This window comes from Nocardia terrae (assembly GCF_009760405.1).
GTDB lineage: Bacteria > Actinomycetota > Actinomycetes > Mycobacteriales > Mycobacteriaceae > Nocardia > Nocardia terrae.
The window spans coordinates 292,310-316,890 of record NZ_WRPP01000007.1 but is presented as its reverse complement, the minus strand read 5'-3'; the positions used below and the strand labels follow the sequence as shown (position 1 = coordinate 316,890).

Sequence of the window (24,581 nt, the reverse complement as noted above, 5' to 3'; positions counted from 1 at the left end):
GAAACCCTGCCACCTCATCGTGGCTTCGAGCACAAAGTATTACGGCATTGCGGGAAGTGTGTCGCGGCAGCGCAGATCGTCGAGCGAGAACCGGAGGGGTGTGTCCGATACAGCGGGGTGTCTCTGTGAACCCACGAGTCGGGGTTCGCGATCACCGAGTGTTCCGGGCCGGGCGGTGGCGGCGGCCAGGATCGGATCATTCTGCCAGTCGCTGCGACGGCCTGCCAAATCGCCCCCGGGTCCGTCGCGTCGCCTCGTCATCGTTGAAGGGTAAGGCAGCCGAATCACACCGGGGTGAACGAAAACTCGCTGGTCGGAACCTGAACTCGGAGAACTGTCACAACGCGGTCGCGGGCGGCGCTGTGAGCTGTCAAGCCGGGCGGGCGCCCACGGTTGTGAGGTCGGGCCGGACCCAGACGTTTTCGAGTCCGCCTGACAGTAGACGTACCCGCCAGTCACTTACCGCGCCGGGGTGGTCGGTGCGCCGGTGCATGCCCCGGGTCTCGGTGCGGGCCAGCGCCGAGTACTTGGTCCAGCGGGCCACCGCCAGCAGCGCGGCGGCCTGACGGGCGCGCAGGCGGTCGGGTCCCTTACCGCCCAGCGCCAATTCGACGCCGGGCCACATGCCGTCCAGTTCACCGATGCTGTCGCGCAGGCTGCCGTCGCTGCGCCAGTAGCTGCGCCGCAGCGGCAGGGTGTGCTCCTGGACCAGGCCGACCACCGCGCGCGGATCGAGCCGGGCCTTGTCGCCCAGCCCCGCGCCCGGCACCGGGCGCGCCTTGCCGATCTTGCGCCGGGCCGCCGCGAACCCGGCCGCGCCCGCGCCCGCCCAGACGCCGGAGGAGATGGCCCAGGCGCCGTTCTGGCCGCCGAAGCCGCTGACCGCTCCGGTGACCGGCTCGCGGGTGGTGACGTCGCCCGCGCCGTAGAGGCCGGGAACCGTGGTGGCGCAATCGGATCCGGTCAGCCGCAGCCCGCCGGTCCCGCGCACCGTGCCCTGCAGCACCGCGCACAGCGGCACCCGCCCGGACACGCCGGGCCCCAGCCGCCGCATCTCCTCCCGCACCGCGTCGGGCAGCTCGTCGAGGGCGGCGTAGACGCGGCGGCCGTCGGCGATGGCGGCGAAAGCCTCTGCCCGCGAACCGCATCCCTGCCCCCACAGCACCGCGCGCGACTCGTCGTAGAGGGTGGCGAAATGCATGACCTGGTCGGAGGCGAAGACCGCGGCCACCGGCCGGCCACCCAACTGGGGCGAATCGGCCACCGGGGCCAGCGAATACGCGTTGGAGAATTCCATGCCCGACAGTTCGGCCCCCGCCTCCGCGCCCATCAGCAGGCCGTCGCCGGTGTCCACATCCGTGCCCGCGCCGCCGGACAGGAAGGCGCAGCCGCCGGTGGCCAGCACCACCGCGCGCGCCCGCACGCTCCAGCCCCGGAACTCGCCGTGCAACGCCACGCCCGACGCGCCGGACACCACGCCGTCGCCGTCGGTCATCAACTGCAGGGCCGGGTGGTGGTCGAGAATCCGCACCCCGGCGACCACCATGCTGCGCCGCAGCCGCCCGAGATATTTCGCGCCGTCGAGATAGACCCGCGCCGGGCGCTCCGCGTGCTCACCCTGGAAGCGGAAACCGCCCTGGACCAATTGGCCGACACGCCGGTGCGTCTCCTCCAGCACCCGGTACATCCAGTCCGGATCACCCAGCCCGCCCCCGTGCGCGAGGGTCTGGCGTACGGCCTCCTCGCGCGCCTCGCCCGCGGGCAGGTTCCACAGGGTGACCCCGCCCCGCGCGGTCGGGCCGCTGGTTCCGCAGCGGGCCTTGTCGGCGACCAGCACCCGCGCGCCCGCGGCGGCCGCGGCAAGGGCGGCCCAGGCTCCGGCCGGGCCACCTCCCAGCACCAGCACATCGGCGTCGAATTCGGTCATATCGACAAATGTTCGACGACAGTTCAACTACTCGCAACCGTTATGCGTATTTCAATTCCACCACTGCGCCCAGAGCAGATATCCGGCTATCCCGAAAACAACCAGGCATCCGAAAAAAGCGGCGAAACCCTGACGCTTATCCGCGTATACCTGGGCGCCGACAACTCCCACGGCCGCCGCCACATGCCATGTCACATCCAGCCATCCGGGGCCCGGAAACCCGCGCTCAACACCCATGATGGCAGCGCCCGCGACCGTGGCCGCCAGCACCGCGGTGCCCCCCGCGACGATTCCGCTCAGACCCCGGAGCACCCTCATACGCTGATCACCGGGACACCGCTGGCTTTGCCCACGATTTCCTCGAATTGCGTTGGGTCGGTGGTGAATTCACCGAGCTGAATGGTCTTGTTGGTACCGTGGTAGTCCGAGGAGCCGGTGGTGAGCAAACCCAGCTCGTCCGCCAGCCGGGCCAGCACCTCGCGGTCGGCGGCACTGTGATCGGGATGGTCGAGTTCCAGACCACCCAGCCCGATCTCGGCCAGCTCCCGAATGTGGTCCAGCGCGAGCAGCCGACCGCGCTTGCGGGCCCGAGCATGCGCTACCACGCTCACCCCGCCCGCCGACGCCACCATCTCGACCGCGCGACGCAGCGGCGTGTCGGCCTTCTCGACGTAGTAGCGGCCGTGCGGGGCGAGCAGATCCTGGAAGGCCGCGTCGACCGTCGGCACGACCCCGGCCTTCACGAGGGCGCGGGCCAGATGCGGACGACCCGCCGAAAGGCCCACCGAGGCCATCACTTCGTCCGGATCGATGGGCAGCCCGTCCGCGGCCATCTGCTCGGCCATGGAGCGCAGCCGCACCACGCGCTCGGCGCGCAGGCGCTCACGCTCCTGCGCGAAGGACTCGTCGGCGGGGTCGAACAGATAGGCCAGCAGGTGCACCGGCACCGGGTACCCGTCCTCCCCGAGCCCCACACACGACATCTCCATGCCGCGCACCAGGGTCAGACCCGGCGGCAACGCGTCGACCGCCTCGGCCCAGCCGGAGGTGGTGTCATGGTCGGTCAGGGCCACCACGTCGAGGCCCGCGGCGGCGGCCTTCGCGATCAGTTCGGCCGGGGTGTCCGTGCCGTCGGACGCGGTGGAATGGGTGTGGAGATCGATGCGCACGCCCCCTATATTGCCTGCGCGGCGGACGATCACCGGGGGCGGGACGATTAACATCGTTGATGTGTCCTCGAATTCGCCGCTGCCGTCCTTCCACTGGCCCGGACGGACCGGCTCCGCACCGGACGCACCCGCGCCCGCGCGGCCGGGCAGGATCGTCGACTGCGCGGTCTACGTCGACGGACAACGACTGTGGGATCAATGCACCTACAAGAACGCGCTGGCCGAGGTGCGGGACCGCAAGGAGGGCTTCGTCTGGCTCGGACTGCTCGAGCCCGGCGTCGAACTGATGTCGGATGTGGCGCGGACCTTCGGCCTGCACGCGCTCGCCGTCGAGGACGCCGTGAAGGCGCACCAGCGCCCCAAACTCGAACGCTACGACGACATCCTGTTCCTGGTGCTGCGCACCGTGCGCTACCACGAGCACGAACTCGACAGCGTCGCCGAGATCGTGGACACCGGCGAGATCATGGTCTTCGCCGGACCGAACTTCGCGATCACCGTGCGACACGGCGACCATACCGAATTGGCCGGTGTCCGAAAGGATCTGGAGGCCGATCCGAAACAGCTGGCGCTGGGACCGGGCGCGGTGCTGCACGCGGTCGCCGACCGGGTGGTCGACACCTACGTGTCCGTCACCGCGGCCATCGAGGAGGACGTGGACGCCATGGAGGAGGCCGTCTTCACCCCCGCGAACAAGCTCCGGATCGAGGCCATCTATCAGCTCAAACGCGAAGTGGTGGAACTGCGCCGGGCGGTCAAGCCGCTGCAGGTGCCGTTGCAGGTGCTCACCCAGGACACGAGTCTGCCGCTGCCCAAGGAGATCCGGCGCTACCTGCGCGACGTCACCGACCATCACACCGCGGTGACCGAGCAGATCCTCGACTTCAACGAATCACTGTCCGCGCTCATCAATGCCGCGCTGGCCAAGGTGAGCGTGCAGCAGAACACCGATATGCGCAAGATCTCCGCCTACGCCGCCATGGCCGCGGTGCCGACCATGATCGCGGGCATCTACGGCATGAATTTCACGCACATGCCCGAACTTTCGTGGACCTACGGCTACCCCGTCGTGATCGCGCTCATGGTGGCGCTGTGCGGAATGCTCTACGCGTTCTTCCATCGCAACGACTGGCTGTGAGCAGCCCATCCCACCAGCGGCGTTGCTGAGCGCCTCGACACGCGCACCACCGGGTTGCTATCAATTCCGAGTGCTCGCGATGAGGAACTCGGCGCTGCGCCGCCGGATGGGTTGGTGGACAGCAATATTCGGGCTGCTGCTAGCCGTGCCGGTGCCCGCCTCGGCCGATCCGATCGACTCCTATGCCGACGCCCTCGCCGACGCCGCACCGGCTCCCGCCCTGCAATGGTCGGACTGCGATTCCGGATTCTCCTGTGCCACAGCGCGAGTGCCGCTGGACTACACGCATCCCGAGGCCCGTTCGATCGACCTGGCGGTGATCAAACTTCCCGCCGCCGATCCGGCCCGCAAGATCGGCACCCTCTTCGTCAACTTCGGCGGCCCCGGCCGCTCCGGCGTGCAGCGCCTGCGGCAGCGGGCACAGTGGCCGTGGCTGTTCTCCGACGCCCTGCGCGAGCGCTTCGACCTGGTGTCCTGGGACGGTCGTGGCGTCGCGAACAGCGCACCGGTGCACTGCTTTCCGGACGCGACCGGACAACAGCAGTTCTTCGCCACCTACCCGGCCATGCCCGGGACACCCGGCACCGAACCGCCGTTCTTCGCCGCCGCGAAGACCCTCGCCGACGGCTGCGCGCAACGCGCCGCCGACCTGCTGCCATACCTGTCCACCGAGAACAGCGCCCGCGATCTGGACCTGCTGCGCCGGGCCGTCGGCGACGACAAGCTGACCTACCACGGCATTTCGTACGGCACCTACCTGGGCGCGCTGTACGCCAACATGTTTCCCGGCCGGGTACGCGCCATCGCCTTGGACGGGTCGATGGACTTCCGTGGCAACGCGTCCGGGCCCGACGGCACCGACCAGCCCCTCGACACCCGCCAGGACGTGGCGACCGGCATCGCGGGCACCTTCGACGCCATGCTCGACGCCTGCGTGGCAGCCGGGCCGGAATGCGCCTTCTCCGAAGGGGATCCGCGCGAGAAGTGGCGACTGATCCTGGAACGGGTACGCCGCGAACCGATCTCCTGGGACGGCAAGCGCTACGACTACGGCACCGTCGTCGCGGCGGCGGGCGAGCTCGCCGATCCGACGGGCTGGTCGTACGTCGCCGCCACCCTGCAACACCTCTACGAGTTGCGGGACACGCCCTACCTGCCGACCGATGCGCTGGCCGAGGCCGCGGCGCTGGTGCGGCAGGTCGGCGAGATCGGCACCGGCAGCGCGGCGGGCCTGGGCGGCACCGGCGCGAACACCTACGACGACAACTACACCGAAGCCTTCTACGGCGTCCAATGCGCCGACAGCCGGGTACCGCGCGAGCCCGCCCGCTACAGCGCACTCGCCGCGAGCGAGGATCAGCGCGTGCCGGTCTTCGGCCGCCTCGGCGTCTTCGACACGCTCGCCTGCGCCTACTGGCCATCGGCGGCGGTGCGGCCCTACACCGGACCGTTGAACCGCAAGACCGCCCCGATCCTGATCATCAACAGCCGCAACGACCCCGCCACGCCGCTGGCCGGAGCCGTCGCCGGCGCGGCGGAACTGGCCGACGCCCACCTGCTGGTGGTCGAAGGCGCCGGACACAGCAGCATGTACGTGCACAGCACCTGCGCCGAGGCCGCCAAACGCGAATACCTCACCGAGGGAACACTTCCGGCCGCCAATGCGACCTGCCCGATCGACGGCAACCCCTTCGGCTGAGTGCACCGCACCCATCGCGGGTCACCCCTTCGTCACCTCGGGGCACGAGCCGGAACGGGGCCACCGCATCGTTGACCACCACCCGGGCCGGTCACCGGCGCCGGAGGCGCATCGGGTGTTCGCGAGCAGGCCGAACGGTTCGGCGGACGGCTACAGCTGGGCGGCAGCGCGTTCGGGATCGCGCACATCGATCCCCGCCTCGGTCCAGGCGTCGCGCAGCGCGGCCGCACCGCGAATGCGGACCCACGCCGCCTCGGTAGCGGTGATCGGCACGACCGCCAGGAATCTCACGGGCTCGGCGGGTTCCGGGAGTTTCACTTCCGGAATCTCACTCTCACCCAGCAGCACCGCAGTGAAGGGCGCGTTGGCCCACAACGGTTCTCCCAGGTCCAGCAGCGCATCCGCCTGCAGCACAACACCTTCCACCGACGGAGCCGCCACCAGCACGCCCAGGGTGCGGGTCAGCCCCGAACCGGCCCCCGCGCCGCCGCGCAGCGTGAGCACCAGCTCCGCGCGCGGCCCGCGCACCGGGTCGGCCAGCGCGGCCGCCGGATCCGTCATCGGATGCCGGGAGCCGCCCAGCGTGGCGTAGTGCACGAACTCGCCGTCCGGGATGCGCAGGATGTCGATGGGCTCCAAGCCCAGGAACGTCACCGACGCCGCGTCCGCGGACTCCACCCCGAAATGACCGAGCACCCCGGCTCGGACGTTGTCCAGAACATCCATGGATCTAGATGGCCAGCCTGGCGAGCATGTCCCGCGCCTGCTCGGCGGTCTTGGGATCGCACAGCACGTCGTAGCGCCCGGCCACGAGCTGCATGGTGGAGGCGAAGTCGCGCTGGCCGCGGGTGGCCGCGTACGGGATGGTCGCGGAGATCAGACCGAAGATGATGCCGCCGACCAGGCCCACCGCCAGCGGGCCGAGGGCCCCGCCCGAGGTGAACATGCTCAGCAGCAGACCCAGGAACAGACCCAGCCAGGCGCCCGAAACCATGCCGCCGCCAATGACTTTGCCCCAGGTCAACCGGTACAGCACGCGCTCGACCTGCATGAGGTCCACGCCGACGATGGTCACGCCCTCGACCGGGAACTGATTGTCGGCCAGATAGTCGACCGCCCGCTGCGCCTCCGCATAGGTCGGGTAGGAGCCGATCGGCCAGCCCGACGGTGGCGTCGGGAGGCCCGGGCGGCCCCGGTTCGCATTCCCCATGGGATTTGTCATGACTCCATCATGCTATTTCGCGTCCACCTTCGGTGCTTCGAAACGCGTGGTACGCGCCATTCCCGCAGCTCGGCCCTTATCGGCTATGACCTGCGCCATCTTCGCGCTGGCCTCGTCGATCATCTCGTCGCCGAGCATGACCGCACCGCGCGCCCCGCCCTCGACCGAGGTGTGGAAGGCGTACGCGTCCAGGATCTCCTCGGCCCGGTCGTAATCGGCCTGACGTGGGCTGAAGATCTCGTTGCAGGCGGTGATCTGATCCGGGTGCAGCACCCATTTGCCGTCGAAACCCAGTGCGGCCGTGCGGGATGCGTTGCGGCGGAAACCGTCGATATCGCGGACCGCCAGGTAGGGCCCGTCGATGGCCTGCAGCCCGTGAGCCCGCGCGGCCAGCAAGATCGTCATATAGATGTGGTGATACGCGTCACCCGGCTCGTAGCCCTCGGGCTGCTCCCCGACGACCAGCGTGCGCATGTTGATCGACGCCATGAAGTCGGCGGGCCCGAACACCAGCGTCTGTACCCGGGGACTCGCGGTGGCGATGGCGTCGATATTGCGCAGCCCGAGCGCGTTCTCGATCTGCGGCTCGATGCCGATCCGCCCGACCCCGAGGCCGTTGGCCTTCTCCAGCTGGGTCAGCAGCAGGTCCAGGGCCTGCACCTGGCCCGCGTCCACGACCTTGGGCAGCAGGATGGCGTCGATCTCCGAGCCCGCGCCCTCCACCACCGTGATGACATCGGCGTAGGTGTACTCGGTGCTCCAATCGTTGACCCGCACAACGCGAATCTGACCGTTCCAGCCGCCGGAGTTCAGCGCCGCCACGATATTGGCCCGCGCCGCCGCCTTGGCCGCGGGCGCGACCGCGTCCTCGAGGTCCAGGAACACCTCGTCGGCGGCCAGCCCCTTGGCTTTCTCGATCATGCGCGGGTTGCTGCCGGGCACGGCCAGCACCGATCGGCGCACAGTCTTGGTGGACCCGGCGGATGTCATGGCTCACTCCTCGTCATATTCAGCGTGCTCGGGGCATATTCAGCGTGCTCGGGGCCGCTACGTGGTTACGCAAGGTGCCTCCTTCGGGGCCTGACCGATCACACTGGCACGTGGCGCGACAATTCGGACGCGCTCCACCCACTAGCCTTACCAAACATGGCAGCGACGAAGGTTTTCGCCGCCCGGTTGGCGGGCTTGGTAGTACTGGGACCGGACGGCGAGTCTATCGGCCGCGTCCGCGACATCGTGATCTCTATTCGCTATGACCGCCAGCAGCCGCGGGTCCTGGGGGTGCTGGTCGAACTGCCCACCCGGAAGCGGATTTTCGTGCCCATGCTGCGGGTGCAGTCCATCGAGCCGGGCGCGGTCACGCTCACCACCGGCACCATCAGCGTGCGCCGCTTCGAGCAGCGGCCGGGCGAGTTGCTGGCCGTCGCGCAGATTCTCGACTCCACGGTCCGGGTCAACGACCCGGAACTGTCGCATCTGATCGACGCCGACGTGGTGGTGGTCGACCTGGGTATCGAGCAGGGACGCACCCGGGACTGGGTGGTCTCGCGGGTCGCGGTGCGCGAACGCCGCCGCCTCAGCGTCGGTTTCGGCCGGCGCGGCGCGGTGCACGTGGTCGACTGGGCGCAGGTGCGCGGCCTGACCCAGACCGAGCTCAATATGCCCGGCCAGGACGTCACCCAGCTGCTCGGCCAGTTCGAGGGCATGCGGCCCGCGGACGTCGCCCACATGCTGCGCGAGCTGCCGGTCAAGCGCCGCATCGAGGTCGCCGCCGCCTTCGACGACGAACGGCTGGCCGACGTGGTCCAGGAGCTGCCCGAGAACGACCAGGTGGAACTGCTCGAGCAGCTGGGCGTGGAACGCGCCGCCGACCTGCTCGAGGCCATGGACCCCGACGACGCGGCCGACCTGCTGGGCGAGCTGCCCGAGGGCGAGGCGGAATCGCTGCTGGCGCTGATGGATCCGGAGGACTCCGAGCCGGTGCGCCGCCTGCTCGAGCACGCCCCCTACACCGCCGGTGGTCTGATGACCCCGGACGCGATCGTGCTGACCGCCTCCACCACGGTCGCCGAGGCGCTCGCCCGCATCCGCGACCCCGAGCTCACCCCGGCTCTGGCCTCGATGGCGTTCGTGGTGCGCCCGCCCACCGCCACACCGACCGGTCGCTACCTCGGTTGTGTGCATTTCCAACAATTGCTGCGCGAGCCGCCCGCGAACCTGGTCGGCGGCATCGTCGACACCGATCTGGTGCAGTTGCGCCCCGAGGCCCCGCTCACCGCGGTGACCCGCTATTTCGCCACCTACAACCTGGTGTGCGGACCGGTGGTCGACGCGGAGAATCATCTATTGGGCGCGGTCACCGTCGATGACGTGCTCGACCACCTGCTGCCCGAGGATTGGCGCGAGCAGGACGAAGACCATCACGACGTGCACGGCTTGCCCGTGATCGAGGGGACGGGAGGCCGCTCATGAGCGAACGGCTCGAGAAACTCAGCGCCCGCCAGCGTTTGGAGACGCCGGTCGAGAGCCGCTTCCGCAAGCTGGATTTCGATCCCGAGGCCATGGCGCGCACCAGCGAGAACATCGCGCGCTTCCTGGGCACGGGCCGCTACCTGGTGATCCAGACCGTCATCGTGGTGGTGTGGATCCTGCTCAACGTCTTCGCGCTGCGCCTGCAGTGGGATCCCTACCCGTTCATCCTGCTCAACCTGGCGTTCTCCACCCAGGCCGCCTACGCCGCACCGCTGATCCTGCTGGCGCAGAACCGGCAGGACAACCGCGACCGGGTCTCGCTGGAGGAGGACCGCACGCGGGCGGCCCAGACGAAAGCCGACACCGAATTCCTGGCGCGTGAACTCGCCGCGCTGCGGCTGGCCGTGGGCGAGGTCGCCACGCGCGACTACGTGCGCCGGGAACTGGACGACATCAAGGAATCCCTGCTCAGATTGGAGAAACTGGCTGTCGACGGCGAGGTCGTCCGGGCCAAGAAAGCAAAGAAGGGTACCGATCGGAAGGGGCCCGAGGTCGCGATTTCGGCACAAAAAGATGGCGACTGACCACAGAAGTTGTACCGAAGAAGCTGACTCATGGGTAACCTGGATCACGTTGTTCCGAGCGACCGACCCAGACACTGCCGCAGTATGAGTGTCACCCCCGGGAACCGGCCGCACGACTGAGGGGATTGTGTGGTGGCGAAGAGAATATCTGCTCCGGTGACAGCGTCGGCCCTGTTGATAGCGAGCCTGGTCACCGCCGGTTCGGCCACCAATACGACCGTTCACGTCGCCGCCCCGAAGGCCGCGCCGGACGCGTTGCTGGCGGCCGCCTCCGCACGCGACGCGAGCATGAGCACGCCCACGGATACGCCCGCGGATCAGGCCGTCGGCCTGGTTCCGGCGGCTCCGGAGGCTCCCCGCAAACTCAGCGCAATGACCCCGCCCGCGGACGGCAATCCACTCTTCGCCGGCACCGTCCCCCTGCACGACATCGCGCTGCCCGGCGGCAGCGGCGTGCTGGGCATTCCGGAGATCGTGCTGGCCGCCTACCGCAATGCCGAACTGGCACTGCAGTCCTCGGACCCCAACTGCCACCTGCCTTGGTATCTGCTGGCCGGCATCGGGCGCATCGAGTCCAACCACGCCGACAACGGCCGCACCGACGCGGCGGGCACCACCGTCACGCCCATCTACGGTCCGGCACTCGACGGGACACTGCCGGGCAACGAGATCATCAAGGCCGCCGACGGCAATTTCGTGCGCGCCGTCGGGCCCATGCAGTTCCTGCCCAGCACCTGGTCGGTGTACGCGGCCAACGGAAAGGGCAGCGGCACACCGGATCCCAACAATGTCTTCGATGCCGCGCTGGCGGCGGGCAAGTACCTGTGCTCGGGCGGCATGGATCTGTCCGATCCGCAGCAGCAGCTGCGCGCGGTGCTGCGCTACAACAATTCGGTCTCCTACGCGGCCAATGTGCTCAGCTGGGCCAACGCGTACAAGACCGGCGGCACGCCGCAGCAGGTGAGCATCTCGCCGGATCTGGTTGGCAACAACTATGTTCCGGTCAGCGGGCCCGATATCACGGTGGCCTCCACCACGATTCCGGCCACCACCGAGAACGACGCCACCCAGCAGACCACCACGACCACGTCGCCGACGCCGACCCAGGTGATGATCACCATTCCGGGTCTGCCGCCGATCCCGTGCGGCATCTTCTGCCCGGCTCCGGCCCAGCCCGCGAATCCCTGTGAGCAGGTGTCGGTTCCGGGCCATCCGGATCAGAAGCTGCCGGAGAGCGGTCAGCCCGGCGAGCAGGTGTTCGGGTCCGACGGCCAGCCGATCCTGAACTCCGACGGCACGCCCGTCCTCTTCGGCCCCGACGGCAAGCCGGCGGTCAAGGATCTGACGGTCGCCGGGTGCAATACGCAGGCGGGACAACAGGATCAGCAGCCGCAGGATCAGGCCCAGCCCGCCGTCCAGCAACCGCAGGATCAGCAAACCGTCACGCCCACCAAGACGCCCGAGGCGCAGCCGATGGCGCCGGCGGACGACACTCCCGCCACCGCCGACACCACCACTCCGGCACCGGGTATCACGCTGCCGTTCGGCATCACGATTCCGCTTCCCGCGCCGGCTCCAGCGCCCGCCCCGTAACGAATGTGTGATTCGCGAGTTTCGGGGCGACGCTCCGGAACTCGCGTTTGACTAGGCATTCCTTCAAAACCTGAGAGTTGGTCACGAAGGGGTAACAAGAAGGTCTCGGATGAGGTAACGTGGCCTTACTGCATCACCCCCGGTAACAACCGATGGCAATGGAGGGTCACCACACAGTGGGTCGTCACCGTAAACCCCCGGTCCTGAAAGTTCGTCGTGGATCGGTCATCGCGTTAACCGGGCTGGTGCCCGCGGGTCTGGCCACAGTTACCGGAGCGGGCGACGGCAGCATCGTCGACAAGCTCACGGCCACCGTTCAGCAACACTCGAACGACGCCGAGGAACAACTACCCAGACCCGAGGCGGTCGCCCCGGCCGCCGCCCCGGAACCCCTGTTGCACGAGGCCAAACAGGTTGCGCCCGTTGGCCCTCCGGAAGTGAAGAGCGTCGCGCAGCCCGATGGCCGGGTGCCCTCGGCGCGCCCCGCCGGACCGCTCGGCATGCCGGGCGTGGCGTTCGACGCCTACCAGAACGCGGAAAAGGTTCTGGCCGTGGAGAATCCGACCTGCAATATGCCGTGGAACATGCTGGCCGGAATCGGCCGCGTCGAATCCACCCATGGCTTCGGCAAGATCGACGACAACGGCTACCCGCTGCAGAACGTCTACGGTCCGGTCCTGGACGGAAGCCTGTACGGCAACAACGTGGTCGCGACCTCCGACGGCGGCGACCTCGACGGCCTGTCCGGAAGTTACCGCCGCGCCGTGGGTCCCATGCAGTTCCTGCCCGAGACCTGGCGCAAGTACGCGGCCGACGGCAACGGCGACGGCATCGCCGATCCGCAGAACATGTACGACGCCGCGCTGACCGCGGGCAAGTACCTCTGCTCGGGCGGCCTCGACATGCGCGATCCGGGCCAGCAGACCCGGGCCATCCTCCGCTACAACAACTCCATGGCCTACGTCGCGAACGTGATGGCGTGGGAGACCGCCTACGGCTCCGGCGTCTCGCCCGCGGCGGCCGCTCTCCCCCGCATCTGAACCGCGCCGAGCGCGCTCCTAGACTGGCCGCATGCCAGTGGTAACGGAATCGGATGTGCGGGGCGCGCTCGCGAAGGTGAACGACCCGGAGATCCGGAAGCCGATCACCGAGCTGGGCATGGTGAAGAGCGTCGAGGTCGACGCGGATAGCGGTGTCCACGTTGTGATCTACCTGACGACGTCGGCCTGCCCGATGAAAACCGCCATCCAGGAACGGGTCACGAAGGCCGTGGCCGACGTGCCCGGGGTCGGCGCGATCACGGTCGAGCTGGACGTCATGAACGACGAGCAGCGCACCGAACTGCGCCGCAAGCTGCGCGGCGACGCCGCCGAACCGGTCATCCCCTTCGCCCAGCCCGGCTCCCTGACCCGCGTCTACGCGGTCGCCTCCGGCAAGGGCGGGGTCGGAAAGTCTTCCGTCACCGTGAATCTCGCGGCCGCCATGGCCGCCAAGGGCCTCTCGGTCGGCGTTCTCGACGCCGACATCTACGGCCACTCCGTGCCCCGCATGCTGGGCACCGACCAGCGGCCCACCCAGGTCGAGCGCATGATCATGCCGCCCATCGCGCACGACGTGAAGGTCATCTCGATCTCCATGTTCACCCAGGGCAACACCCCGGTGGTGTGGCGCGGCCCGATGCTGCACCGCGCGCTGCAGCAGTTCCTGGCCGACGTCTTCTGGGGCGACCTCGACATCCTGCTGCTGGACCTGCCGCCGGGCACCGGCGACGTGGCCATCTCGCTGGCCCAGCTGATCCCGAACGCGGAGATCCTGGTCGTCACCACCCCGCAGCTGGCCGCGGCCGAGGTGGCCGAGCGCGCGGGCTCCATCGCTCTGCAGACCCGCCAGCGCATCGCCGGTGTCATCGAGAACATGTCGTGGCTGGACCTGCCCGACGGCTCCCGTATGGAGCTCTACGGCTCCGGTGGCGGGCAGACCGTGGCCGAGAACCTGACCCGCGCGATCGGTGCGAATGTGCCGCTGCTGGGCCAGATCCCGATCGAGCAGGGACTGCGCGAGGCGGGCGACGAGGGCACCCCGATCGTCCTGCGCGCCCCGGAGAGCGCCTCCGGCAAGGCCCTGCTCGACATCGCCGACAAGCTGGCGGTCCGCCGCCGCGGCCTCGCGGGCATGTCCCTGTCCATCGACACCACCCGCCACCTGTAAGAGACATAAAAGGCGACAACTGATTTCGAACCCGAGGGGGTAACTCGCCGGGTACGTCCAAAATCGGGTCGGCTCCCACCCGCCGGCACGGGTTGCCCACGGGCGACGGCTCTCTGCCGCCCGCCAAAGGCTCGGGGAGGCGGGTCGATTCGAGGGCCGGTTTCCGCCAGGGTGCGGGAGGACCCGAAGGCCCGCTCCACCTAAGCTCGACGGCATGCTCACGATGCTGCTGTACGTGCTGATCGTCGGATTGGTCGCCGCGCTGCTGTTCCTGGTGGCCAGTGCGATCTTCGGGCGGTCCGAGGAGCTCGGGCCGCTACCGGAGGGGACGACCGTCACCGTGCTGCCCGCGGCCGGGATCAGCGGCGGCGATGTGCGCGCGCTGCGCTTCCAGCAGGTGTTCCGCGGCTACAAGGCGGGCGAGGTGGACTGGGCGCTGACCCGGCTCGCCGCCCGCATCGACGAACTCGAGACACAGCTGGCCGCCGTGACCGCCGTGCAGCCCGATGGCGAGGCTCCCATTCCGGCGGTGCTGCCCGGAGAATCCGCCACCCCGGCCGCGGCCGGCGACGAACCGGCCGCGCGGTGACCGCCGAATCCGACGGCGACGGCCGTATTCGGTGCGGATGGTCGGAGGGCTCCCAGCTTTATCGGGATTACCACGATCAGGAGTGGGGACAGCCGCTGCACGGCGATGACGCGCTATTCGAGCGAATGTGCCTGGAGGCGTTTCAGTCGGGTTTGGCGTGGATCACGATTTTGCGCAAGCGGCCCGCCTTCCGCGCGGCATTCGAGGGCTTCGCGATCGAGCGCGTCGCGCAGTTCGGCGACGACGATGTGGAACGCCTCATGGCGGATTCGGGCATTGTTCGCAATCGTGCCAAAATACTGGCCAGCGTCCACAATGCGCGGGTTGCCCGGGACCTCGGGGAGAGCCTCGACACACTGCTCTGGACCTATGCTCCCGCGCCGCGCAAGCGGCCCCGGAGCATGTCCGATGTGCCCGCTGTCACAGCCGAATCCACCGCTCTCGCAAAAGAACTCAAGCGGCGCGGGTTCAAATTCGTGGGACCCACGACCGCCTACGCACTCATGCAGGCGACAGGGATGGTAGACGATCACATCGCCGATTGCTGGGTGAATGTGCGTACTCGCTGAACGCCACGACGGTCGGTTTTTGGAACTCAGGTACCCGCCCCGATCCGCGATAGGGAAGAATGGGCTAGGTGTAGCCCGCCACATACCGGCGGGCTGCCTGGTTGGTGACAACTGGAGTTCCATGAAAGTGCGCAGCAGACCGCGCAGATCTGGAGGGAGCAGAGGATGGCGGCCATGAAGCCCCGCACCGGGGACGGTCCCCTCGAGGCAACCAAGGAAGGGCGTGGAATCGTCATGCGGGTTCCACTCGAGGGTGGCGGGCGTCTGGTCGTCGAGCTCACGCCGGAAGAGGCCGCGGCACTCGGCAAAGAGCTCACCGAAGTCACCGCTTAGTACCCTGACCTGCCCGTGCCGGTGAGCCGCCGCACCGAACCGGTGAACCGGCTCACCGGCGCCTCGGTGAATACCCGTACTCCTCCCTTCGGCCAGGCCGAGCCCTCCCCCGCGGAGCGACTCCTCGCCTGCGCCGATCTTTTGGCCTGCCCGCAGTGCGGCCACCCCCTCGCGGCTCCCGCCGCCGACCCCGCCATCGGCGACCCTCCCGGGCCCACCCGAACCTTGTGCTGCCCGCGAGGCCACGCCTTCGACCTGGCCAAACAGGGCTACGTCAGCCTCCTCACCGGCGCCTCGACCAAGATGACCGGCGACACCCCGCCCATGCTCGACGCCCGCGCCGCCTTCCAAGCCGCCGGCCACTTCGCCCCGATCGCCGAGGCCCTGGCTCGCGCCGTCGCCGCCTCCCTCCCCGGACACTCCCGCACCACAACCGACCTCCCTACAGCGGTATTCGGAGCGGACCCCACCCCGGCTGCCACCCCCGTCGCCCAGGTCCCCCACCATTTCCCGGCGCGCGCCGGAGTCATCGCGCCCGGTTCCTCCGTATCGGCGTCCTCGTCGACTCGACTCACCGCCACGCTGCTCTCGTCGACCGCCCGGGCTCGCGCGGTGGCCGACCGATCGGCGTCCGCGGGCGCGGCGGTGCTCGAGATCGGTGCGGGGACCGGGTACTACCTGGCGGCGGTGCTCGATGCCGTGCCAGCGGTGAGGGGGATCGCGCTGGATGTGTCCAAAGCGGCGGCGCGGCGGGCGGCTCGCGCGCACAGCCGGGCCGGGTCGGTGCTGGCGGACGCGTGGCGGGGACTGCCCGTGCGGGATGCGGCGGTGGATGCGGTGGTGTGCGTGTTCGCGCCGCGCAATGCCGAGGAGGTCGCGCGGGTACTGACGCCGGGCGGGCGGTTCGTGGTGGTGACGCCGACCTCGCGGCATCTGGCGGAACTGATCGGACCGCTCGACATGGTGAGCGTGGACGAAGCGAAAGAGGATCGGCTGGCCGAATCGCTCGGAGGGCGGTTCGACTTGGTGGCGCGGGAGCGGGTCGAGTACGCGATGGGTCTCTCGCGCGCGGACGTGGCGAATGTGGTGGCCATGGGGCCGTCGGCGTTTCATGACGCCGAGCGGCGGGCCGAGCGGATTGCGGGACTGCCGGATTCGATGCCGGTGACCGCGTCGGTGAGCGTGGCGACCTACCGGGTGCGCTGATTCGGGAGCAGTTCGAGCAGGTTGCGGACCAGGGGGCGGTCCTCGCCTTCCCGGGTCGCGATATAGATCGTGGTGTCGGCGTCGGTGCCCGCGACGGGGATGATGCGGGCCGAGGCGGGGGCGGTGAAGGTGGCGCTGCGCGGGGCGATGGTGACGCCGAGGCCCGCGGCCACCAGGTAGAGGATGATCGTCCAGTTGGTGGCTTCCTGGACTATGCGGGGGCGGCGGCCGGATTCCAGGAGTGGGGCGAGGTTCTTCTCGTGGGCCAATTCGCCCGCGGTGCGGGGGAAGAAGACCAGGGGGTGGTCGGCCAGTTCGGCGCCGGTGATGGAGTCCCGGTCGGCCAGCGGGTGGTCGGCGGGGAGGATCGCCATGAAGGGCTCGGTCATCAGCGGGACCGTGACCGTGCCGGGCCGGGCGTCGGGGTCGCGGACGATGGCCATGTCGAGGGTGCCGTTGGCGAGGCGTTCCATGAGGTGGCTGGTGAAGCCCTCGACCAGGTCGACGTCGACGAGGGGGAAGCGGTCGCGGAATTCGCGGACGCCGCGCAGGGGTTCGAGGGGCAGCACCGAGGGGACGAAGCCGAGGTGGAGGGTGCCCTGGCTGCCCTGGCCGATGCGGGAGACCTCGGCGAGGTCGCGTTCGGCGTGGCCGAGCAGGGCGGTGGCGCGCTCGCGCAGCACGACCCCGGCGGGGGTGAGCGCGACGGTGCGCGAGGTGCGGTCGAAGAGCCGGGTGCCGAGCAGCGTTTCGAGGCGCTGGATCTGCTGGGTGAGGGCGGGCTGGGCGATGTGCAGGCGGGCGGCGGCGCGGCCGAAGTGCAGTTCGTCGGCCACGGCCAGGAAATAGCGCAGGTGCCGTAGCTCCACACCGGGGTTCATAAGTCGATCATATCGATCGCAGATATCAAGTATTGGACGTTATGATTCGATGTCCGAGATGCTTTCAGGGTGACTCAGCAGACGGAAGCCCGCGCACCCGAAGCCAATTCGATCGTGGTCGCGCCGATGTCCTCGCCCGCCGACGCCCGCGCATTCCGGGACCTCAATCTGGAGTGGATCGAGAAGTTCTTCTCGGTCGAGCCCGCCGACCTCGCCACCCTCGACAACCCGCAGGCCATTGTGGACGGCGGCGGCGAGGTGCTGATCGCGCGTCTCGGCGATGTCCCCGTCGGCTGTGTCGCGCTGGTGCAGGAGCATCCGGGCGTCTTCGAACTGTCGAAAATGGCCGTGTCGCCGCGCTTTCAGGGCCACGGCATCGGCCGCAAGCTGCTGGAGACGGCCATCGAGCGGGTGCCCGCGCTGGGTGCGAAGGAATTCTTCCTGGCCAGCAATGCCCGCCTGGCCAGCGCCGTGCACCTCTACGAGTCCCTGGGCTTCGTGCACGTCCCGCCGTCGGAGCTGCCGCCCAGCCCCTACGACCGGGCCGACGTGTTCATGCGGTACCCCCTGACCGCGTGAACCCGACCGTGTTCGGCTATCCCTTGCGGACCCGGTCGTAGACGGCCGCCGTCTCGGCGGCGATCCGGTTCCAGTCGAACGCGCCGATGGCCCGGTCGCGGCCCGCCACACCCATCGCGGCGGCCGTGACCGGGTCTGCGGCAACGGTGTTGACCGCGCGGGCCAGGGCGCGCTCGTACTCGTGGGGCGCGGTCTCGTCGTAGTGGACCAGGCGACCGGTCTCACCGTGCACGACGACCTCCGGAATCCCGCCCACATCCGAGGCCACCACCGCGGTCCCGCAGGCCATGGCCTCCAGATTCACGATGCCCAGCGGCTCGTACACCGACGGGCACACGAAAACCGTTGCGGCGGCGAGCACCTGGCGCACCAGCTCGGTAGGCAGCATCTCCTTGATCCAGAAGACGCCGTCGCGTTCGGCCCGCAGCACCCGGACGGCGCGCGCCACCTCTTCCTCCATGGCGGGGGTGTCGGCGGCTCCGGCCAGCAGCACCAGCTGGATGTCCGGATCCAGGTGGCGGGCGGCGGCCAGCAGATGCGAGACGCCCTTCTGCCGGGTGATGCGTCCGACGAACGCCGCCACCGGCCGCTCCTGCGACACCCCGAGTTCGCCGAGCACATCGCGCGATCCGAGCGCCGGGCCGCCGGGGTGCCAGACCGAGGCGTCGATCCCGTTGTGCACCACATGGACTTTCGCCGGATCGATATCCGGATAGGCGGCCACGACATCCGCGCGCATGCCCTCGCTCACCGCGATCACGGCGTCGGCGTGGGTCATCGCATTGTGTTCCGACCAGGACGAGAGCCGGTATCCCCCGCCCAGCTGCTCGGCCTTCCACGGCCGCCGCGGTTCCAGCGAATGCGCGGTCAGCACATGCGGAATCCCGTACAGCTCCGCCGCGAGATGCCCGGCCAGCCCGGTGTACCAGGTATGCGAGTGCACCACGTCCGCGAAGCTCGCCGCATCGGCCATCCGCAGCTGCGCCGACATCATCTGCAGCGCGGAATTGGCGGCGTAGAGCATCGGATCCGGTTGGTGCACCACGGCATCCGCGCGCGGCACACCCATGCAGTGCACGGTCACATCGCACAGCGCGCGCAACCTGGGCACCAGTTCGGTGACGTGCACACCCGCCCCGCCGTACACCTCCGGCGGGTATTCGCGGGTCATCATGGCCACTCGCAGTCCGCGAGCTGCTGTGTCCAACTTGCCTCCGCTTCGCTCCGGCTGGTTCGCGGCCCCGCAAGCTCGGGCCGCGAACGATCGGGGTTTGCACCCAAGGTCGTTCACCGCGATGCAGGCACCGGATCCAAGGTAGACGTTTGCTGCGGAGCCAACCAATCGGCGTGGCCCGCAAGATCGCGATGAACACGGCACATGCTGGACATTCGAGGTTCTCCTGCACCCGGTAGTTTCAGGGGTGTGAGGAGCCAGCCGCACGTACTAGGGATCGTGCTCGCCGGTGGCGAGGGCAAGCGACTCTTTCCGCTGACGAAGGACCGCGCCAAGCCCGCGGTGCCCTTCGGGGGCGCGTACCGGCTCGTCGATTTCGTGCTGTCCAACCTGGTGAATGCCGGATATCTCAAGATTTGTGTGCTGACGCAGTACAAGTCGCATTCGCTGGACCGCCACATCTCGCAGACCTGGCGGCTGTCGGGGTTCGGCGGCGAATACATCACCCCGGTGCCGGCGCAGCAGCGGCTGGGCCCGCGCTGGTACACCGGCAGCGCGGACGCGATCATGCAGTCGCTGAACCTGATCTACGACGAGGACCCCGAGTACATCGTGGTGTTCGGCGCGGACCACGTGTACCGAATGGATCCGGAACAGATGGTGCAGGCGCACATCGAGTCCGGGGCGGGCGTGACGGTGGCGGGCATCCGGGTGCCGCGCAGCAGCGCGAGCGCCTTCGGCTGCATCGATTCCGACGAATCCGGCCGCATCGTCGGCTTTCTGGAGAAGCCCGTGCACCCGCCGGGCACTCCCGACGACCCGAACGTCACCTTCGCCTCCATGGGCAACTACGTGTTCACCACCAAGGTGCTGGTGGACGCCATCCGCGCCGACGCCGACGACAACGACTCCGACCACGACATGGGCGGCGACATCATCCCGGGCCTGGTGCGCGGCGGCGCGGCGGCGGTCTACGACTTCTCCACCAATATCGTCCCCGGCGCGACCGAGCGCAGCCGCGGATACTGGCGTGACGTGGGGACCATCGACGCCTTCTACGAGGCGCACATGGACCTGGTCTCGGTGGACCCGGTGTTCGACCTCTACAACAAGCACTGGCCGATTCGCGGTGCGGCCGAGAACCTTCCGCCTGCCAAGTTCGGCCGCGGCGGACTGGCCCAGGAGTCCATCGTGGGCGCGGGCAGCATCCTGTCGGCGGCGACCGTGCGCAATTCGGTGCTGTTCTCGAACGTTCTGGTCGAGGACGGCGCGACGGTGGAGGGCAGCGTGCTCATGCCGGGCGCCCGCATCGGCCGCGGCGCCGTCGTCCGGCACGCCATCCTGGACAAGAACGTGGTGGTGTCGGAGGGCGAGATCATCGGCGTCGATCTCGAACGCGACCGGGAGCGCTTCGCGGTCAGCAACGGCGGCGTGGTGACCGTGGGCAAGGGCATCTGGGTGTAGCCGGGGCACGCCGTCCCGCCCGGCGACACGGGCGAAGGGTGGACAGTCGGCTCACCTCGGCCGGAAAATCTGTGGTGCATCTGGAGCGCCGCCGGAGCCCGATCAGAAGATCGGAGTCGGCCGCGCGGGGAGGGAGCATCATGGGCCGCCCGGCACGTGTCGTCACCGTCATCAGCTGTCTGGCCCTGACCGCGCTCTCGGCGGGCTGCGGCAGGTCGGGCACCGCGGTTCCCGGCGAGATGGATGTCCGTGGCCTGGACACCGGGTCCTATCCGGTGAGCCGCTACGCCTACGACGACAACAACGGCGGCAAGGGCAACACCCTCGAGGGCATCCGCATGACCGCGGCCGTCGCGCCCACCGTGCGGATCGACCCGAGCCTGAAGGTCGGCCGCGGCGGTGAACCGCTGACCAGCGTCGACGATGTGGTGAACCAGAGCCACCTGGCGGCCGTGTCCAGGACCGTGCTGAACAATCGCGGCTTCGTGGCCGGTTTCGCGGCCAGCGGCTCGGACCGTGAGGACATCGGCAACAATCCCGATCCCGCGGGCACCACCATCACCACCCGGGTGCTGCGCTTCCCCTCGGCCGACAATGCCAAGCTGGCGGCCCGGGAACTCGAGGACGCCGATTTCAATGTCGCGTTGAACGTGAACAAGAAGCTCACGCTGCCCGACTATCCCGACGCCTACGCGCACTGGCGGCCGGGCGTCGCGAATGTCGGTATCACCATGGCGCGCAAGGACTTCGTGGTCTCGCTGTTCATCATTCGCCCGCGCGCCGACCAGCAGGATCTGCTGACCTGGGCCAAGAAGAGCCTCGACGCCGAGATCCCGGTGCTGGACGCCTTCGCCGAGACCCCGAGCGACCGGATCGCCCAGCTGCCGGTCGATCCCGATCGGCTGCTGGCCCGCACCCTGGTGGCCGACCGCGCCGGCAAGGGCGTCGATCCGGACAATTTCGCCGTCTATCCGGGCATCTGGCTGGTCCTGCCCGCCGAGGACATGGGGATCTTCACCAAGCTGGTGGCCGACCACGGCGTCGACGAAATGTCGGTCGCCGACGCCAATTTCGTGATCCGCCTGCGCGACGGGAGCACCGGCGGCGATTTCGTGAACAGCATGATCAGCAACCTGCGGGAGACACCGGCCGCCGCGCCGGACAAGGTGCCCGACGTCAAGTGCGTGCATCGCACCTCGAACCAGGCGCCCAACCGCTGCTATGTCCGATATAAGCGGTATGTCGGCGTGGTGAGTGGCACCAGCGACGCCGAAGTGCAGAATAAAGCGGTTGCGCAGTACGCACTGCTGGCCAATAGCCTATAGCTCGAAACCTGGACAGTTCGGCCGTACACGGCCGAAAATTCAAGGGTTCGACTGTGCGGGAGGGAACACCATGGGCCGGAGAGCCAGGGGCACAACGATTGTCGCGGCCAGCTGCCTGGCGGTCGCCGGACTGTTGAGCGGTTGCGGGCAGTCCGGGCATGCCGTCGCGGGTGAGCTGGATGTCCGCACACTGGATGTCGGCGGCAACTCGGTCGATCGCTTCCAGTACGACACCTCCTCGGGCGGGCACGGCGACGTCCTCGAAGGCATCCGGATGTCGGCGGCGGTCGCGCCGAGCATGAAGATCGATCCGAGCCTGAATGTCGGCCGCGGCAGCTTCGTGCACACCAAGATCTCGGATCTGGTCAAGTACGACGGCCTGCCGGATGTGGCCAAGCCGATCCTGGAGAAGCGCGGTTTCATCGTCGACTACGCGACCAGTGGATCCGACCGCCCGGACCCCAAGGGCAGCAATCAGGCCGACCCGAACTCCAACTCGGTGACCATGGTCCTGATGCGCTTCCCGTCCAATGACGCCGCCAAGCTCGCCGCGCGCGAGATGGAGGACGCCGATTTCGCGGTGGCGCTGCAGCAGAACCAGAAGGTGACCCTGCCCGAGTATCCCGACGCGCTGGCCCACTATCGGCCGGGTGTGAACAATATCGGCGTGCGCATGGCGCGCAAGGATTTCGTGCTCTCCATCTTCGCCGGGCGGCCCAGCGCAGATCAACGCGATCTGCAGAGCCTGGTGAAGAAGACCCTGGACGCGGAGGTGCCCGCCATCGACGCCTTCCAGGAAACCCCCGCCGACAAACTGGACACCCTGAAACCGGATCCCGACGGCATGCTCGCGCGCGTGCTGGTCGACAAGCGGGACGCGAGCCGCGCACCCGATCCCGACAATTTCGTGGCCTGGGACGCGAATTGGATCCTCGACACCTCGCCCGACCAGGCCACCCGCAAGGCCCTGCTCGACAAGACCGGCACCGACGCCTTCGGCTACGTCGACTCCAACGAGATCTACCGGGCCCGTGACGCCGCCGCCGGGCAGGATCTGATCAGCGGGCTCATCACGATTCTGGGCAGCGACTTCGCCACCGATTCCGCGCCGGACAAGGTGCCCGGCACCAAGTGCGGTCACTGGACCGATTCCAAGGCCGACGACGCCTATCGCTGCTATGTCGGCTATCGGCGGTACGTCGGTGTCGTCTATGCCGCCGATCTCGCGGGCGCGCAGCGCAAGGCGACGGCGCAGTACGCCCTGCTGGCCAACAGCATGTAGCGAAGCCCCTGCGGCACAGCGGAATTCGCAGCGCCGTCAGAATCTGACGGCGTCCGCGTCCAGCAGTCGCCACGCGGCCGGTCGAGCGGCCGGCCGGTGCGCGGGCTCCCCGCACACCACGTCGTCCTCGGCGCAGCGGCGGCATTCGGAATCCGCTGCCGCCCATCGGCTTTCGTCGGCACCCCGCCGGGCGGCGGGCGCGCTCCGCGACACCGCGTGCGGCGCCCGGGTGAGCCCGCTGCGCGGCGAGCTGTCGTCCCGGAACCAGTAGTCGCGAAAACCGAACGGCTGCAACAGCGCCCGCAGGAATTCGGCGCCGTCGGCGGGCAGCACGGTGCGGTTCTCACCCGGCAGGTCGACGCCCTGGTGGTACCAGACCCGCGCGACCAGTCCTTCCACCGGGTCGACCGCCCGGAACGTGGCGTGACCGTCGGCGGCCAGCCGGAATTCGGCGATGCGCCGCCACTGCCCGGCATCGCGGAAGTACAACCCGACCACGGCCGGGATCCGCTGCCCCATGGGAACCCCCACTCGTCGAACTATTCTCGTGGAGTATCCGCACGCACGCCCCGGAAACCTCGCGGTATCGATTACCGGGAACCGATCAGTTCGGATATCCGGGAACCGGATGACGCGCACCGCAGAACGGTTCACAGGTGCTGGTGGTCGTCGGCACGTAATGCGACGCCCTGTCATCGAATCGGGCCCCGCTGACCAGTAGCAATACCAGCAACGCCGCAAAGATGATGAGGCCGAAGAAGATCAGCGTCGGCCACAGCCATCCCGCGGGCAGATGAATCCCGAGGGCAAGCCCCTCGTACATATCCCCCACCTCCTGGTGAAAATCGATTCCCTTACTGGGTTACCACCCCCGCACACCCGAATCCACCCCTCACCACTGCCCCTCCACCGCCCTCCCGGCCCGACCACCGCACCCCCGCCGGCAACTCGCAATTCGCTCCGCCACCACCGAATTCACTCCCGCACCACCCGTATCGGTTGCACCGCGGGCCGAACGGCCGGAGCCGCCACCCGGCGAATGCCCACCGCCGACCGCCGACCGGAATCAGCCCATCACGTGATTCGCAGCATCATCGGCGGTTTCCGCCACCGGCAAGATCACGAAGCCGACTGCCTCACAGCGCTTTCGGAGCCCCGGACCGCGCC

25 protein-coding genes are annotated in these 24,581 nt (G+C 68.8%); 15 read left to right on the top strand and 10 right to left on the bottom strand.

The features are described 5' to 3' along the window. Positions 1 to 370 precede the first annotated feature (370 nt). The 3 genes from GPX89_RS32335 to GPX89_RS32325 are packed head-to-tail and all read right to left on the bottom strand — an operon-like array spanning position 371 to position 3,096. Entirely contained in the window at positions 371 to 1,927 is a 1,557-nt protein-coding gene (locus tag GPX89_RS32335; RefSeq protein ID WP_157391477.1) for an FAD-binding protein, read from the bottom strand. Between the two features lie 51 nt (positions 1,928 to 1,978). Continuing rightward, positions 1,979 to 2,245 carry a hypothetical protein gene (locus GPX89_RS32330; protein ID WP_157391476.1) on the bottom strand — a complete coding sequence of 89 codons (267 nt, stop codon included), beginning with the start codon at positions 2,243 to 2,245 and terminating at the stop codon, positions 1,979 to 1,981. Continuing rightward, positions 2,242 to 3,096, bottom strand: coding sequence for a PHP domain-containing protein (locus GPX89_RS32325; protein ID WP_328602536.1), 855 nt, complete (start codon positions 3,094 to 3,096; stop codon positions 2,242 to 2,244). The genes GPX89_RS32330 and GPX89_RS32325 overlap by 4 nt, the downstream gene beginning before the upstream one ends. Positions 3,097 to 3,157: 61 nt before the next feature. Between GPX89_RS32325 and corA the strand changes: the two genes are divergently transcribed. Then, positions 3,158 to 4,234 (top strand): magnesium/cobalt transporter CorA, encoded by a 1,077-nt coding sequence (gene corA / locus GPX89_RS32320; RefSeq protein WP_407939507.1) that lies wholly within the window; start codon positions 3,158 to 3,160, stop codon positions 4,232 to 4,234. Between the two features lie 79 nt (positions 4,235 to 4,313). Continuing rightward, entirely contained in the window at positions 4,314 to 5,933 is a 1,620-nt protein-coding gene (locus GPX89_RS32315; RefSeq protein ID WP_235948577.1) for an alpha/beta hydrolase, read from the top strand. 150 nt (positions 5,934 to 6,083) lie between these two features. Here GPX89_RS32315 and GPX89_RS32310 read toward each other — a convergent pair whose 3' ends face one another. From GPX89_RS32310 to GPX89_RS32300, 3 genes are read right to left on the bottom strand one after another with little or no spacing between them, the layout of a single operon-like run. Next, positions 6,084 to 6,659: a suppressor of fused domain protein gene (locus tag GPX89_RS32310; RefSeq protein ID WP_157391473.1), complete on the bottom strand. Its 576-nt coding sequence runs from the start codon at positions 6,657 to 6,659 to the stop codon at positions 6,084 to 6,086. 4 nt (positions 6,660 to 6,663) lie between these two features. Further along, the gene (locus tag GPX89_RS32305) at positions 6,664 to 7,155 is read right to left on the bottom strand and encodes a general stress protein (RefSeq protein WP_157391472.1); all 492 of its coding nucleotides are present in this window, start codon (positions 7,153 to 7,155) and stop codon (positions 6,664 to 6,666) included. A 12-nt stretch (positions 7,156 to 7,167) separates the two neighbouring features. After that, entirely contained in the window at positions 7,168 to 8,145 is a 978-nt protein-coding gene (locus tag GPX89_RS32300) for an HpcH/HpaI aldolase/citrate lyase family protein (protein WP_157391471.1), read from the bottom strand. 156 nt (positions 8,146 to 8,301) lie between these two features. On the opposite strand from GPX89_RS32300, the gene GPX89_RS32295 reads away from it, so the two are divergent. From GPX89_RS32295 to GPX89_RS32255, 9 genes are all read left to right on the top strand, one after another. Then, positions 8,302 to 9,627 carry a magnesium transporter MgtE N-terminal domain-containing protein gene (locus tag GPX89_RS32295; protein ID WP_157391470.1) on the top strand — a complete coding sequence of 442 codons (1,326 nt, stop codon included), beginning with the start codon at positions 8,302 to 8,304 and terminating at the stop codon, positions 9,625 to 9,627. Then, positions 9,624 to 10,211 carry a DUF1003 domain-containing protein gene (locus GPX89_RS32290; protein WP_157391469.1) on the top strand — a complete coding sequence of 196 codons (588 nt, stop codon included), beginning with the start codon at positions 9,624 to 9,626 and terminating at the stop codon, positions 10,209 to 10,211. The genes GPX89_RS32295 and GPX89_RS32290 overlap by 4 nt, the downstream gene beginning before the upstream one ends. Positions 10,212 to 10,367: 156 nt before the next feature. Further along, positions 10,368 to 11,804, top strand: coding sequence for a lytic transglycosylase domain-containing protein (locus tag GPX89_RS32285; protein WP_328602535.1), 1,437 nt, complete (start codon positions 10,368 to 10,370; stop codon positions 11,802 to 11,804). A gap of 176 nt (positions 11,805 to 11,980) precedes the next feature. Further along, a complete protein-coding gene (locus tag GPX89_RS32280; RefSeq protein ID WP_407939512.1) occupies positions 11,981 to 12,844 on the top strand; it encodes a lytic transglycosylase domain-containing protein in 864 nt (287 codons plus the stop codon). 31 nt (positions 12,845 to 12,875) lie between these two features. Beyond that, positions 12,876 to 14,012 (top strand): Mrp/NBP35 family ATP-binding protein, encoded by a 1,137-nt coding sequence (locus tag GPX89_RS32275; protein ID WP_157391467.1) that lies wholly within the window; start codon positions 12,876 to 12,878, stop codon positions 14,010 to 14,012. A 214-nt stretch (positions 14,013 to 14,226) separates the two neighbouring features. Then, a complete protein-coding gene (locus GPX89_RS32270) occupies positions 14,227 to 14,601 on the top strand; it encodes a DivIVA domain-containing protein (RefSeq protein ID WP_235948575.1) in 375 nt (124 codons plus the stop codon). Then, the gene (locus tag GPX89_RS32265; RefSeq protein ID WP_328602534.1) at positions 14,598 to 15,170 is read left to right on the top strand and encodes a DNA-3-methyladenine glycosylase I; all 573 of its coding nucleotides are present in this window, start codon (positions 14,598 to 14,600) and stop codon (positions 15,168 to 15,170) included. Before GPX89_RS32270 ends, GPX89_RS32265 begins: the two co-directional genes overlap by 4 nt. 165 nt (positions 15,171 to 15,335) lie before the next feature. Further along, positions 15,336 to 15,503: a DUF3117 domain-containing protein gene (locus GPX89_RS32260; RefSeq protein WP_071343635.1), complete on the top strand. Its 168-nt coding sequence runs from the start codon at positions 15,336 to 15,338 to the stop codon at positions 15,501 to 15,503. A gap of 15 nt (positions 15,504 to 15,518) precedes the next feature. Beyond that, positions 15,519 to 16,709: a methyltransferase domain-containing protein gene (locus tag GPX89_RS32255; protein ID WP_328602533.1), complete on the top strand. Its 1,191-nt coding sequence runs from the start codon at positions 15,519 to 15,521 to the stop codon at positions 16,707 to 16,709. Here GPX89_RS32255 and GPX89_RS32250 read toward each other — a convergent pair. Continuing rightward, on the bottom strand, positions 16,694 to 17,590 hold the full coding sequence (locus tag GPX89_RS32250) for a LysR family transcriptional regulator (protein WP_157391466.1): 897 nt from the start codon (positions 17,588 to 17,590) through the stop codon (positions 16,694 to 16,696). The two genes, GPX89_RS32255 and GPX89_RS32250, sit on opposite strands and share 16 nt — an antisense overlap. A 69-nt stretch (positions 17,591 to 17,659) precedes the next feature. Here GPX89_RS32250 and GPX89_RS32245 point away from each other — a divergent pair, with 69 nt between their 5' ends. Next, on the top strand, positions 17,660 to 18,169 hold the full coding sequence (locus tag GPX89_RS32245; RefSeq protein ID WP_198347693.1) for a GNAT family N-acetyltransferase: 510 nt from the start codon (positions 17,660 to 17,662) through the stop codon (positions 18,167 to 18,169). Between the two features lie 16 nt (positions 18,170 to 18,185). Here GPX89_RS32245 and glgA read toward each other — a convergent pair whose 3' ends face one another. After that, positions 18,186 to 19,355, bottom strand: a complete 1,170-nt coding sequence (gene glgA / locus GPX89_RS32240) for a glycogen synthase (RefSeq protein ID WP_157391641.1) — start codon at positions 19,353 to 19,355, stop codon at positions 18,186 to 18,188. A 237-nt stretch (positions 19,356 to 19,592) separates the two neighbouring features. Between glgA and glgC the strand changes: the two genes are divergently transcribed. The 3 genes from glgC to GPX89_RS32225 all read left to right on the top strand — a co-directional run bounded on the left by glgC (position 19,593) and on the right by GPX89_RS32225 (position 23,414). Further along, a complete protein-coding gene (gene glgC / locus GPX89_RS32235; protein WP_328602532.1) occupies positions 19,593 to 20,807 on the top strand; it encodes a glucose-1-phosphate adenylyltransferase in 1,215 nt (404 codons plus the stop codon). 140 nt (positions 20,808 to 20,947) lie between these two features. Next, positions 20,948 to 22,132 (top strand): DUF7373 family lipoprotein, encoded by a 1,185-nt coding sequence (locus GPX89_RS32230; RefSeq protein WP_157391464.1) that lies wholly within the window; start codon positions 20,948 to 20,950, stop codon positions 22,130 to 22,132. A 70-nt stretch (positions 22,133 to 22,202) separates the two neighbouring features. After that, positions 22,203 to 23,414 (top strand): DUF7373 family lipoprotein, encoded by a 1,212-nt coding sequence (locus GPX89_RS32225; protein WP_157391463.1) that lies wholly within the window; start codon positions 22,203 to 22,205, stop codon positions 23,412 to 23,414. Between the two features lie 36 nt (positions 23,415 to 23,450). Here the strand turns inward: GPX89_RS32225 and GPX89_RS32220 are convergent, their stop codons facing one another. Both GPX89_RS32220 and GPX89_RS32215 read right to left on the bottom strand, forming a co-directional pair. Further along, entirely contained in the window at positions 23,451 to 23,945 is a 495-nt protein-coding gene (locus GPX89_RS32220) for a hypothetical protein (RefSeq protein WP_157391462.1), read from the bottom strand. A 73-nt stretch (positions 23,946 to 24,018) separates the two neighbouring features. Continuing rightward, complete coding sequence (locus tag GPX89_RS32215) at positions 24,019 to 24,237, bottom strand: hypothetical protein (RefSeq protein ID WP_157391461.1); 219 nt, start codon at positions 24,235 to 24,237, stop codon at positions 24,019 to 24,021. Positions 24,238 to 24,581: the final 344 nt, after the last annotated feature.